General features: G+C 62.9%; 10 protein-coding genes. 7 read left to right on the top strand and 3 right to left on the bottom strand.

Annotation, left to right across the window (positions count from 1 at the left end; translation table 11 throughout):
- Positions 1 to 24: 24 nt before the first annotated feature.
- Positions 25 to 963: a halo transducer protein gene (locus tag ACI944_RS05590; RefSeq protein ID WP_411718075.1), complete on the bottom strand. Its 939-nt coding sequence runs from the start codon at positions 961 to 963 to the stop codon at positions 25 to 27.
- A gap of 196 nt (positions 964 to 1159) precedes the next feature.
- Here ACI944_RS05590 and ACI944_RS05585 point away from each other — a divergent pair, with 196 nt between their 5' ends.
- The 7 genes from ACI944_RS05585 to ACI944_RS05555 all read left to right on the top strand — a co-directional run bounded on the left by ACI944_RS05585 (position 1160) and on the right by ACI944_RS05555 (position 8856).
- On the top strand, positions 1160 to 2368 hold the full coding sequence (locus ACI944_RS05585) for a PstS family phosphate ABC transporter substrate-binding protein (protein ID WP_411718074.1): 1209 nt from the start codon (positions 1160 to 1162) through the stop codon (positions 2366 to 2368).
- 164 nt (positions 2369 to 2532) lie between these two features.
- Positions 2533 to 3666, top strand: coding sequence for a phosphate ABC transporter permease subunit PstC (gene pstC, locus ACI944_RS05580; RefSeq protein ID WP_411718073.1), 1134 nt, complete (start codon positions 2533 to 2535; stop codon positions 3664 to 3666).
- Entirely contained in the window at positions 3666 to 5294 is a 1629-nt protein-coding gene (pstA, locus tag ACI944_RS05575) for a phosphate ABC transporter permease PstA (protein ID WP_411718072.1), read from the top strand. Before pstC ends, pstA begins: the two co-directional genes overlap by 1 nt.
- 6 nt (positions 5295 to 5300) lie before the next feature.
- Positions 5301 to 6236, top strand: a complete 936-nt coding sequence (pstB, locus tag ACI944_RS05570; protein WP_411718071.1) for a phosphate ABC transporter ATP-binding protein PstB — start codon at positions 5301 to 5303, stop codon at positions 6234 to 6236.
- Between the two features lie 4 nt (positions 6237 to 6240).
- Positions 6241 to 6909: a phosphate signaling complex protein PhoU gene (gene phoU / locus ACI944_RS05565; RefSeq protein WP_411718070.1), complete on the top strand. Its 669-nt coding sequence runs from the start codon at positions 6241 to 6243 to the stop codon at positions 6907 to 6909.
- Between the two features lie 2 nt (positions 6910 to 6911).
- Complete coding sequence (locus ACI944_RS05560; protein WP_411718069.1) at positions 6912 to 7937, top strand: AbrB/MazE/SpoVT family DNA-binding domain-containing protein; 1026 nt, start codon at positions 6912 to 6914, stop codon at positions 7935 to 7937.
- Positions 7938 to 8172: 235 nt separating this feature from the next.
- On the top strand, positions 8173 to 8856 hold the full coding sequence (locus tag ACI944_RS05555; protein ID WP_411718068.1) for a metallophosphoesterase family protein: 684 nt from the start codon (positions 8173 to 8175) through the stop codon (positions 8854 to 8856).
- A gap of 65 nt (positions 8857 to 8921) precedes the next feature.
- On the opposite strand, the gene ppk1 is transcribed toward ACI944_RS05555, so the two are convergent.
- Together ppk1 and ACI944_RS05545 are read right to left on the bottom strand one after the other, a co-directional pair.
- Positions 8922 to 11327 carry a polyphosphate kinase 1 gene (gene ppk1, locus ACI944_RS05550; protein WP_411718067.1) on the bottom strand — a complete coding sequence of 802 codons (2406 nt, stop codon included), beginning with the start codon at positions 11325 to 11327 and terminating at the stop codon, positions 8922 to 8924.
- Between the two features lie 692 nt (positions 11328 to 12019).
- Entirely contained in the window at positions 12020 to 12688 is a 669-nt protein-coding gene (locus ACI944_RS05545; RefSeq protein WP_411718066.1) for a helix-turn-helix domain-containing protein, read from the bottom strand.
- Positions 12689 to 13224 lie beyond the last annotated feature (536 nt).

Below are 13224 nucleotides of genomic sequence, written 5' to 3'. Positions count from 1 at the left end.
GGCGGCAATCAGGGCAACCTGTCCTCAGTCCTCGCTCAGTCCGTCGGCCGCGATCCCCTCGCGTGCCTCCTGAATTACCTCGTCGACGTAGCCCCAGGCGACCGGCGGTTCGACGGCTGAGAGCGCGGCGTCGAGATCCTCAAGCCGCTCATCGAACCGGTCGTCCCAGTCTGGGCGGTCAGCGAGCGCCTCAGCGCTCGCCGCAGCCTCGTCCCGGACCGAATCGATCCGCGTCTCGATGTCGTCCGGGAACGACTTGTCCTCGCGCTCTGCCCATTCCCGGAGGCCGGCAGTCTCGGTCCGGAGATCGGCGACGACGATGTCAAGGACGCGCGCCTGAACGGTGGCGTCGAACCACCGCTCCGGGTCGGGGTCGTCCGCATTCCGAAGCGACTCGACGATCTCTCTGAGGGACTCGGCGGACTCCTCGGCGGCCTCAACGTCGTCGACGAGCGCGTCGCGCCGCCGGTTGGCCGATCCGAGCCACGCCTCGAACGCCTCGACCTCGGTCTCGAGGTCGTGGGCGACACGGACGATCTGCTGCGCGTCGGTCGTCACCTCGTGGAGGTCGACCGCGGCCTCGTAGATATCGACCGACGAGTCGAGGTCGTCCGTCGCCGCCGAGAGTTCCCCGCCGAGTCCCTCGACATCCGACCGAAGATCGGCGAGCCGCTCCTCGAAGGCGTTCTGTCGGACCCGAACGATCTCCAGGTCCGGGACGTCGCCGACGGCGTCGCTCGCGTCCTCGACGGTGCGTGTCGCGAGGTCCACCCGCGTCTCGGCGGTGGCGAGTATCTGTGAGACGTCGGTGACGGTCGCCTCGATCGCCTCGGGCGTGACGCTCCCGTCGTCGGTGAACGGGTCGAGCCACGTCCGGACCGACTCCGGGTCCTCACCCGTCCGGTCGGCGACGTCGTCGACGAGCTCGTCGAGGGGAACCTCTGGGGGCGCGAACTCACTCATACCTCGGCATTTCCGACGGGGGGCCCTATACCTTCCGTCAGAGTCGATCATTCATGAACAGTTCCCAACATACCAATATTGCGTAATATATAGCCAAAAGAATAACATATAAAATAGGTATCGCTACGTGGCTCTCTACCCTTGAATATATTAGAATTATAAGGTTTCTTATTAAATTAGGGTATCCTCACACTTGATGTCAGATCGGAACTGGGCTGACGGCGGCGTATCGCGGCGGAAGGTCCTCATCACCTCGGGAGCGCTCGGCACCGCCGGCTTGGCGGGCTGCGGCGGTCAGAGCGAGAGCGGGAGTGGTGACGGCAGCGGCGGCGGCTCCGGCAGCGACGGAGGCGACGGCGGCTCCGGTCCGAACACGGCCCTGCTCAACGCGGAGGGCTCCTCGACAGTGTACCCCATCTCGAACACGGGGAGCTCGTACTGGAACTCCAACGCCCCGTCGAGCGACGGCGAGTACTGGGGCGCGAACGACGAGAGCTCGGTCCCCGGCTGGAACACGCTCTCGTCCGACGGCGCGGACGACATGCTTCTCGCCGACTACTTCGCCTCGAAGTTCGGCTTCGAGCCGACCGAGCAGCGCTCCTCGCCGCCGTTCCCGACGACGGTCGGCCTGAGCCACTCGGGAACCGGCTGCGAGGCGGTCACCGAGGGGCTTGTCGACATCGGCAACTCCTCCGGCCCCATCACGGCCGAGCTCGGCTGGAGCGAGGAGAAGGCCCAGAACGAGGTCGTCGACAACGTCGTCGGCCGCGACGGGCAGCCGGTCGTCATCAGCTCCGACGTCGCGGACGCCGGCGTCACCCAACTGACGGGCGAGGACATCCGCGGGATATATCAGGACGAGATCACGAACTGGAACCAGATCGACGGCATCGACTACGACCAGGAAATCTACGCCATCGGCCGCGCCGAGGGGTCGGGCACCGACACCTCGTTCCGCCTGAACATGCTCGGCAGCGCCGACGCCTCGATGTCGGGCGTGGACACGCGCTTCGGACAGAACCAGCAAGTCGCCCAGGCCGTCTCCCAGAACGAGGGCGCCATCGCGTACATGGCGCTTGCGTTCACGAGCGAGACGGTCACCCCCATCGCCATCAATTTCGACGGCACGCTGTACGAGACCAGTCGCGACGCGGAGAACACCATCTTCGACAGCAGCTACCCGCTCAACCGCGACCTCCACATGTACACGCTCATCGAGGAGAGCAACCCCGACGGCGGCGGGTACGACCAGCGCGAGGCGGCGTTCGTTAATATGTTCCTCAACGAGTACGGGCAGACCATCTTCGTTGAGGGGAACAACTACATCCCGCTCCCGACGAGCGACCTCGAATCGATGAAAGAGCAGGTCTCGTCGGTCGCGACGGAAGAGCTGCTGGCGCCGTAGGTCCGAACCGAGTCGATCTCCGTCACACGCTGTGACGGGGGCGTCGCGCCGCTCGGGGATCGCCCCCCCTCGAACACCCGCGCCCCCGAGGCGTTCGGAACCCGCCTTTGAGTTGAAAACACTTCCATGACACACGAAACGCACATGCCACTCATACCAAATCCATGGCACAGGTAATAGACTCTCGAGACGGACGGATACGGAGCGCAGTCGGCGAGCAAGTCCGGCAGACCAAACGGTTCGTCGCCGAGACCGAGCCGGCCGCGCTGGGGATCCTCGTGGTCATGACGCTGTCGCTCCTCGGCGCGCTCGTTGGGTTCCTGGCCGTCTCGGACTGGACTATCGTCCCCTTCACCGCCTTCTTGGGATCGTCGGCGGTCGGCTGGGTCCGCTATCAGGAGGAGACGGCGTACGTCATCGCACTGATGATGACCATCTCGACGATCCTCATTCTCGGACTGATCATCGTGTTCATCTTCCGGGAGTCGGTCCCGGTGATCCGGTACGAGAGCGCGACGGTGTACGGGATCACAGTCCCCGGGCTCCGGATGTTCATCCAGCCGAACTGGGACGCGGTCTCGCCGCCGATCCGGTACTCGATGGTGCCGATGATCCACGGCACGGTGATGGTGACGCTCATCGCGTCGGCCGTTGCCGCGCCACTCGGCGTCTCGGCGGCGCTGTTCCTCTCGGAGATCGCTCCCCCGACCGTCCGCGAGGTCGTCAAGCCCGGCGTCGAGATCCTCGCCGGCATCCCCTCCATCGTCTACGGGTTCATCGGGTTCACCGTGCTGGGTCCGTGGGCCTCCGACCAGTTCCAGACGACCGGCCAGGGGTCGTACCTCTTCGTCGGCATCGTCGTCGGCCTGATGGCGCTCCCGACGGTCGTCTCCGTCGCGGAAGACGCGCTGAGCAGCGTTCCGGAGTCGATGAAAAGCGGGTCGCTAGCGATGGGGACGACCGACTGGCAGACGATGACATCGATCACGCTGCCGGCGGCGTTCTCCGGCGTTTCCGCCGCGGTCCTGCTCGGCGTCGGCCGCGCCATCGGCGAGACGATGGCCGCGACGGTGATGCTCCGCGGCGTCCCCCGGCTCACGGAGCCGCTGGTCAACGTCTTCTACGGCCAGGAGACGCTGACCTCGATCATCGCGCGCAACTACGGCGAGGCCGACGGCCTCCAGATGGACGCGCTGTTCGTCGCCGGCGTTATCCTGTTCGTCACCGTCCTCGTCATCTCGATCGGCGCGCAGTACATCGAATGGCGGATGCACAAGCGGCTGGGGGGTGAGATCTGATGGCGGGAGCGGGCCAGACAGACACGCGGCTGGTCGAATCGGAGACGACCGAGACGGACGCCGTCGCCGCGGTGGCCGTCGGGCTCTCGGCGATCCTGTTCGTCCTCGCCGTCGCGGCGCTGTTCGATCGCGTCAGCCTCACCGGCTCGCTGTTCGAGGTCCAGACCGTGACGCTGCTCGGCGGCCTCCTGACCGCGCTCGGTGTCACGGTGATCGCCTTCGGCGTCGGGTCGCGGTTCGGCTACGTCGAGACGAATCCGGACCCGAGCGCCGGGCTCATCGCGGGCTTCGGCGCCGCTATCCCGTGGGTCGTCATCGGGGGTGTCGTCGCGAGCCAGACGCTTGGCCTCGGCTCAGGAGTCGGTGTCGCCGCCGGAGTCGCTACCGGCGCCGTCGCGTTCGCGGCCACAGTCCTCCCCCGCGAGGACCTCGGGTCGACGGTCCCGCTGGGGGCCCTCTTGGGGGTGACGGGACTCGTCTTCCTAACGGGCGCCATCGGCCCGACGTGGGTCTGGGAGCTCGGCTGGGCACAGAAGGCCGCGATCACCGCGGAGTTCCTCATCCCCGTTTCGACGCTGTTCAGCGCGCTGTACGGCGGGTGGGCGTCAGCGAAGGCGTACGGCGGCTTCGGCGCCCGCGGGCGACACATGGGCGCGTACGTGCTCGTATACGTGAACGCGCTCTCTATCGTCGCCTTCCTGTTCATCCTCGTCGCCTTCGTGGTCGTTCAGGGGATCCCCGGCCTGCTGAACGGCACCGAGTTCGGATTCGGGACCGGACCGACGACGTCGATCTTCGGCGTGTCGGTCGCGCTCCCGGTCTCTGTTCCGTTCCTCATGAACGGCGTCGCCCTGTTCAACGACTTCCAGGGCGTGCTGCCCGCGATCGTCGGCACGGTCTGGCTGGTGGCCGGCGCGGTCGTGCTGGCGGTCCCGCTCGGCGTCGGTGCGGCGCTGTTCCTCACCGAGTACGCCGAGCGCGGCCGGTTCACGCAGGTCGTCGAAGTCGCCACCAACGGGCTGTGGAGCACCCCGAGCATCGTCTTCGGCCTGTTCGGGTTCGCCTTCCTGATCCCGCGGTTCGGGAACGGGAAGTCGCTGCTCTCCGGGATGATCACGCTCGGCTTCATGCTGTTACCGCTCGTGGTCATCACCTCGCGCGAGGCGATGCTCTCTGTCCCCGACGAGTACCGCGACGCGAGCGCCGCGCTCGGCGTCTCGAAGTGGCAGACGATTCGGAGCGTCGTCCTCCCCGCGGCGCTGCCGGGCGTCGTCACCGGCGTCATACTCGGCGTCGGCCGGATCGCCGGCGAGACGGCACCGATTCTGCTGACGATGGCCGGCGGGACGTTCGTTCCCGGCTCCCAGACGGCCGACGTCATCGGCGGCTTCCAGTTCACGTCGGCACCGCCGTTCGTCGCGAACCCGGAGCTCCTCCAGGCCACCTCGGCGCTCCCGTACCAGCTGTACGCGCTGATCACGGCCGGCGTCGGCGCGAGCAGCAACGTCGGGAACGCGGACGAGTTCCGCTGGGCGACGGCGCTCGTGCTGCTCGTCGTCGTCCTCTCCTTCTACGCGATCGGAATCGCGACGCGCTACTACTTCCGGCGGCGGCTCAGACACACCTGATCACCAATGAGCGAGAATACCAACCCACGGACCGAGACGGAACCGCAGACGGAGACCGCGACGACGGGCACCGACCAGCCACTCACGACGACCGCCGGCGAAAGCGTCGAGCAGACGCGAGACGAGTGGCGAGAGTACGAGTTCCAGGGAGAAGCCAAGATGGCCGTCGAGGACCTCGACGTCCACTACGGTGATGACCACGCGCTGAAGGGTGTCTCGATGGAGATCCCGGAGAAGAGCGTCACCGCCCTGATCGGCCCGTCCGGCTGCGGGAAATCAACGTACCTCCGTTGTCTCAACCGGATGAACGACCGGGTCAGCTCCGCCCAGATCGACGGCTCGGTGAAGCTGGACGGCGAAGAGATCTATCAGGACGGGGTCAACCTCGTCGAGCTTCGGAAGCGGGTCGGGATGGTGTTTCAGTCGCCGAACCCGTTCCCGAAGTCGATCCGCGAGAACATCGCCTACGGCCCGAAGAAACACGGCGACCTCGATACCGGGCTGCTCGCCCGGCTGCTGAACCGGAGCGACGCCGAGGAGCGCGACGAGCTCGTCGAGCGCTGCCTCCGCGACGCAGCGCTGTGGGACGAGGTGAGCGACCGACTTGACGACAACGCGCTCGGGCTCTCGGGCGGGCAACAGCAGCGCCTCTGTATCGCCCGCGCCCTCTCGGTCGACCCGGAGATCATCCTGATGGACGAGCCCGCGTCGGCGCTCGACCCCATCGCCACCGCGAAGATCGAGGACCTGATCGACGACCTCTCCGAGGAATACACGGTCGTCATCGTCACCCACAACATGCAGCAGGCCGCGCGCATCTCGGACCAGACCGCCGTCTTCCTCACGGGCGGCGAGCTCGTCGAGTACGGCGAGACTGATCAGGTGTTCGAGAACCCGCGCAGCGAGCGCGTCGAAGACTACATCACGGGGAAGTTCGGGTAATCGCATGCCCCGGGAACGCTATAAGGACTCTCTCGACGAACTCCGGTCCGACGTGCTCGCGATGGGCGATCAGGTCGTCGAGCGGCTGGACAGGAGCCTCGAAGCGGTCGAGCGCCGCAACGAGTCGCTGGCGCAGGACGTCGTCGACGGCGACGCCGACATAAACGAGACGTACCTGCGGTTAGAGGACCGCTGCGTCGACCTGTTCGCGCTCCAGCAGCCGGTCGCCGGCGACCTCCGGTTCGTCACCGCCTCGTTCAAGATCATCACCGACCTCGAACGAGTCGGCGACCTCGCCGTCAACCTCGCGAACTACTCGCGGGCCGCGACGCGGACGGTCGCGCCGGACGCGGAGATCGAGGCGCTCGGGGAGGCGGCACGCGCGCTCCTCGAACGCAGCCTCGCGGCGTACGAGACGCGGAACGCCGACGAGTGTCGCGCGATCGCCGAGGCCGACGACGAGGTCGACGCGATGTGTCAACACGCCAGCGAGATCGTCACCCGAGACCTGATAGCGCAGAACGACGACACATGGGGCGCCGAGCGGCAATTGGACGATGTCTCGCGCGTGCTGCTGACGATCCGGGACCTGGAACGGGTCGCAGACCACGCCGTGAACATCGCGGCGCGCACCCTGTACATGGTCGAGAACGACCCGGAGCTGCTCTACTAACCATGGAGACGCGAAAGGTTCAGACCGTCGGAAACGGAACGTACACCGTCTCGCTCCCGAAGGCATGGGCCGAGTCGCACGGCCTCTCCGCCGGCGATGTCGTGACGCTACACGATTACATCGACGGGGTGTTGGCGGTCCAAGTGCGGGGGCAAACCGACGACGAAGCGCCGGCCGCCGCTCGGGTCGAGTCGATCGACTCGGAGGTAATCGAGCGCGCGCTGCGGGCGGCGTACGTGGCTGGCGCGCGAGAGGTCACAATCGAGCGGGACGGACCGCTCACGCCGGAAGTTCGGCGGGTCGTCGAACGGGTCGCCCGCGAGCGGATCGGGATGTCAGTGGCCGCGGAGTCGGAGGCCGGGACGACGGTGCGGATCATGCTGGACTCGGAGGAAGTGTCGGTGAGCCAGTCGCTCCGGCAACTGGCGTTCACCGTGCGCTCGGTCCACCACGACGCGGTCGCCGCCCTCGAGTCGCCCCCCGACTCGCCGCCGATCGGCTCCCGAGACGAGCAGGTCGACCGCCTGTCGGCGATGGTCGAACGGTCCGTCTCCTGCGGCATGGCGGACCTGGGCGAGGTCGACTCCCTCGGAAAGAACCGCTCGGAGCTATTCGAGCTGTGGACTGCGATGCGCGAGCTTCGTCGCGTCCGCGACGCCGCGGCGGAAATCGGTGACGCCGCGGCATCGCTCGACGAGGCCCCCGTGGAGGCCCAGCTGGAGGAGTGTCGCGACATCGGCGACGCGGTCCGCGGGACCGTGTCCGACGGGGTGGACGTCGTCCTCGGCGACGCGAACGTCGACATGGCACGGACCGCAATTGATGACCTGCGACAGATCCGGGAGCGTCTCGACGCCTTCGATCAAAAGCTGGCCGACGCCGGGGGCGACACGGTGGCGCTCCGCCGCGTCTCGCGGGGACTGCGCCGTACCGCGGAATGCGGCACCGACATCGCCGAGGTCGGCCTCCGTCGAGCGGTCCGCTGCGGGGAACCGATACGCGATTCGGAGCCGGAACGGGCGGACTGATGCTCCTGACCGCTCCGGACTTTCACGGAGAACCGGGTGCCCGTGTCGCCGCAGAGTCGGAACTCAACCGAACGTTAATTAACCCCTCTCAGCTCCTAGGTCATGATAGTCGACCTTGCCCGCGAGAAATAAATAGCAGTATAGTCCGCTATTAGAAACGGCTTAACCGGGCGAGTGGCTACATTTGTTTGAACACCGGTTCAACCGGGAACGCACGTCCCTCCTAAACCAACATATGAGCACGAAACCTCAGTTTGGCGCCGACATTGAAGTACAACACACTCGGTTCGATATCGATCGATACGAAGATGTCTACCTGGTCGGAGACGTTCACGGGAGCTTGGACGTTCTCAAACGGCTTCTCTCACGGCTCGAACTAAACGACGACGATCTTGTTATTTTCGTCGGCGACCTCGTGCGGAAAGGCCCCGACAGCCCCGGCGTCGTCGACTTCGTCCGCGCAGACCCGCGTCTCGTCAGCATCCGCGGGAACAACGAACAGAAGATCCTGCGCGGCGATAAGGATCCCGACTGGCTCCGCGAGGGGGACCGGGAGTACTTCCAGTCGCTCCCGATCGCGATCTCGTTCGACACCGCCCTCGTCGTACACGGCGGCGTCGACCCCGAACGGTCGCTCGAAGACCACACCGCCGACGAGCTGCTGACGATGCGTTCCCCACATGGCGACGGGTACGACGGGCCGTTCTGGTACGACGACTACGATGGCCCCTATCGCGTGTTCTTCGGACACACTGTCCACGATCGGCCGGTAGACCGCGAACACGCCGTCGGGCTCGACACCGGCTGCGTCTACGGTGGAGAGCTCACCGCGTACGATTACCGAAACGACAAGTTCCACACCGTCGCGTCGAAGACACATCAGGATCGCGCCAGCTCGAAGGTCGTCGATCCCGCCTGAGCAGCCTCTCCGGCCTGCGGTCGAGTCCGTCTCCGTGGAAGCGGAGCGACGACGACGCCGGTGATTTATTCCTCGTCTCGGTCCTCGGAGCTGTCGTACTCCGCCCGTAGCCGACGGCTCGCCCCGTCCCGTGTCTTGAAGTATCGTCGCTCGCCGTCGGTCGTCCGGACCGCCCAGCTGTACGTGTCGCTGTCCGGACGATACCAGTGGTCGGCGTACGCGTCGAAGACCGACGCGTCGCCGCCGTCCGAATGCGGTGGTTCCTCGTCGTCATCGGGAACAATCCCGTCGGGCTCCGCGGAGTCGGCGTCCGGCTCCTCCTCTCCAACGTCCTCGACGAGCAGTTTCTCCTCGATGCGGTCCGGATCGACCGCCAGTCCGGGTCCATATCCGCGGTCGAGAGCTGCCTCCGTGGCCGCCATCAGCGTCTCTTGGACGTCTCGTACCGGCTTGTCATCGCTCGGGGCCCGTTCGTAACTCCCGTCGCTCCGCATCACCCACCGACGGCGGTTGTCGCTCAGAGAGGCTTCCAAGACGAACCGGAGCTGCTCTCGGAGCTCCGTGGTCTCGACGGGGGTGACCGCCTCGACGCGGTAGTCCAGGTTACGAGTCATCCAATCGGCCGATCCGATATACCACCGGGGTTTGCCCCCGTTCTCGAAGTAGAATATCCGGGCGTGTTCGAGGAAGCGGCCGACGATCGAATGGACGGTGACGTTGTCGCTCACCCCCTCGATGCCGGGGCGGAGCCGGCAGATGTCCCGGACGATCAGGTCAATCTCGACCCCCGCCATCGAGGCGCGGTACAGCTCCTCGACCATCGAGGGGTCTTCGAGGCCGTTTATTTTCACAACGATTCGCGCCTGCCGACCGGCCCGGGCGTGCTCGGCCTCTCGCCTGACCATCTCGGTGAACCGCTCCCGCATCGTGACGGGAGCGATCAGGAGCTTCCGAAAGCGATCGTCGAGCGTCGGCCCGGTGAAGAAATTGAACACCTTCGTGAGGTCGAATCCGATATCCCGGTCGGCGGTCAACAGTCCGAGATCGGAGTACCCCTTCGCTGTCCCCGAGTGGTAGTTCCCGGTCCCGACGTGCGAGTACAGCTGGACTCCGTCGTCCTCCTTTCGAACGACGAGCGCCGTCTTCGTGTGAGTCTTCAGACCCACGGTCCCGTAGGCGACGTGGATCCCCTCCTCTTCGAGTTGTCGGACCCATTCGAGGTTGTTTTTCTCGTCGAACCGTGCCTTCAGTTCGACCATCACCGCCACTTGTTTCCCGTTGTCGGCGGCGTCGATGAGGCTCTGAATCACCTTCGAGTCGCTCGCGGTCCGATAGATCGCCGCCTTCACCGCGAGCACGTTGGGGTCGTTCGCCGCCGCGTGGAGGAAACGCTGGACCGTCCCCTCGAAGGAGTGATACGGGTGATGCGCGAGGACATCGCCCGCCCGAATCTCTTCGAAGATGTCGTTCGTCCCGTCTTGTTCGTCGCTCGTCACCGACCCCAGTCGAGGGTGCGGTTTCGGGCTCCATTCCGGGGGTTTGAGATCGGGACGATCGAGGTCGACGAGCTCGAAGAAGTCCTCAAAGTCGATCGGACCATTTCGATGGAACACCTCTCGGTCGTCCACGTCGAGGTGTCTCTTCAGGATCGAGAGTGACTCCTCGGGCATGTCGTCGTCGACCTCTAGGCGGACGACCGTCGCGAAGCGACGCTGTTCGAGGACCTCCTCGACCATGTCGATGAGGTCTTCGGCCACCTCCTCGTCACGCCGCACCTCCGCGTTTCGGGTGACTTTGAACTTGGACACGTCGCTGATCTCGAGGTCGGGGAGCAGGAGGTCGAGATTGGACTCGATAAGGTCCTCGATGAGGACGTACCGTCCGTTCTCGTTGGGAACGCTTACGAGCCGAGGTTGATTCGGCGGGATCTTGATCCGAGTGAACGTCGTTTCGTCGGCGCCGTTCGACGAGAGCACCGCGAGCGAAAGCGAGAGGTTCGAAATGAACGGAAACGGGTGCGCCGGATCGAACGCGAGCGGTGTCAGCGTGGGAAGGATAGACTCTTCAAAGTGGGTGCTCAGCTTCTCCTGTGCGTCCGCCTGTAACTCGTCAACAGGGAGGATCTCGATCCCTTCGTCCGCGAGTGTTGGTCGCAGGACGGTACGCCAGTACTCGGACTGCTCTCGAAAGAGTGGACGCGCTTCCTCGAGCACCTCAGTCCACTGCTGTTCCGGCGTCCGACCGTCCGGCGTCGTCCCTGTCACGCCGGCGTCGATCTGTTGTTTGAGCCCACCCACGCGTTTCATGAAGAACTCATCCGTATTCTTCGTAAAAAACGCAAGAAATCTGAGCCGTTCGAGCGGTGGATTTCGCTCGTCCATTCCCTCGCAGAGAACGCGTTCCTGAAAAGCGAGTTCGGAGAGTTCCCGATTGAGATAGTACTCGGGATCAGTCAGATCTTTCTCGCTCACTGGAAGGTCCTCCGAACGGGGTTCGATGATTTCACGTAGGATCCGAGACCGCAAAATATCAGCGGTGTTTTTGAGTTACACTGGATTGTTCCCACCGAGCACGCACACGACGGTCGCTTTGTCACCCTCACTGCGAGAATCCCTCCTGGGAGGCAGAGTAAGGCAGTACGATCTCGATCGTCGAGTTGGTCGCCACCCAGGACCTGTCGCTACCGAAAGCGTCGACACCCGGTAACCACGCCGCGTCGCGGTCCGCCGATTTCCCGACAGGAAACTGGGGATACTTATCAGAGGACACGATTACCTCAACGTCACTCGCGGCCATCGAGTGCTTCTGAATTACGGCTTTCGACTAGGTAAGTCCGTGTTCGTCTAAGTGGCTCTTTGTGGTCGCAGGCATAGCTCGCTTTGAGATCCCGCATCGTTTGCCTCTGATCGCTAGTACAGCATGGCATGTCTACGACTACAGGATGCGGATACAAGAATCCCGATTTATACTAATATATTCTAATATATAGCACTCAGGTTATTCATTTGGCCCTTTATGTCGCCGAGGCACACTTCAATATTGGTCCGTTAACCAATACTTTATTTCATCGAGTGTGGGGTTGGTTAAATAATCAGCTCTCAGGTAGCTGCTCCAGAGGTGTTAGTAAAAGCAGATCAGGATAGTACCCGTCTTGATTACGCGTCTATCGAGACCTAGCTTCTGAATTCACAGAACGCACAATCGTATTCTCAAGGATATTTTTTTCTCCGTTCTGTAGCCTCGCCAACACTGCTGGCTGAGTAACGCCCAGTGTCTCGCCGAGTTCTTCCAAAGTTGTTTTTCGAGGTTTGTCGAAATAACCTTCAGTATATGCTAGTGTTAATGCTTCGTACTGTTTCTCGGTGAGATCATACTCTCGCCTATTGAATATCTGGATTTGTGTCGGAAATCGAGTCAACCGAACACTGAAGTCGTTTTCTTTACAGTACGATTGAAATGTAGAAAGCTGTTCAGCTGACTCGGCCTGAAGTCGAAACGTCCACTCAGGTCCATCCGACTTTGCTTCTTCCAGATTCACAGTTGCGTTAGTTATTCCAACAAAGATACTTTCGCGATCGCTTTTCAGACGTGCTGAGTAGAGAGATTCGTCCGGGAGTGTATCAAGTAGTTCGACGGAACTGAAAATATCAGTATCCATCAATTCAGAATCTGATGGGGGGGTTGATTCCGTAATCAGCCAAAAGTAGAGTACAATAGCTGTCTCGGTCTGTTTTATTTGTTCTACCTCCACATTTACCATAGGATACTCAGCAAATACTTTCCCAATAGGAAATTGCGAGGGGCGAGTGGTGAATTCTGCGACGGTAGCCATTTTTTCGATAGTAGGGCCCTAGCCCTCTATCACTTTCTAATTATGATATCGTGGTTTATAATCGGACAATATACTATATACCAACTATTTTTCCAGATCCGAATGAGAACTCACGAATGTTCTTTCATAAATAAAACTAAATTGATGACAAAACGCTGTCAATGATTTTCTTGATAACATCAGGCTCAGGGCATCTGTCCGAATTCGTACTGCGACAAACACCCACCTTCATTCGTTGAGGCTTTGTTGACTCGATGGAAACGCTGCTACCCTAGCAGAGCGTGAAACAAGATATGGGGCGCAAGAGACCGACCTGGATTTCGTGCCACAGAGCACGTTTTGTTGACTGGTCCGTGTGCGAAAGAAGCCGAGTCATGGGCGTTACAGCCCGGATGCCGCGCCCCGCGGCATCCGGGAAAGCCCGAATAGGTGAATCTCTGCTTCACGCACTGGCGTCCCGGGTGAACGAACCATGTACCTCGGAATTGACGTCCACAAACGGTACGCACAGGTGGCAGTAATGGATGAAGCTGGGA

The organism is Natronomonas sp., from assembly GCF_046710025.1.
Lineage (GTDB): Archaea > Halobacteriota > Halobacteria > Halobacteriales > Haloarculaceae > Natronomonas.
Note: the sequence above shows the minus strand (reverse complement) of the source record. Positions and strands in the feature narration are given on the sequence as shown.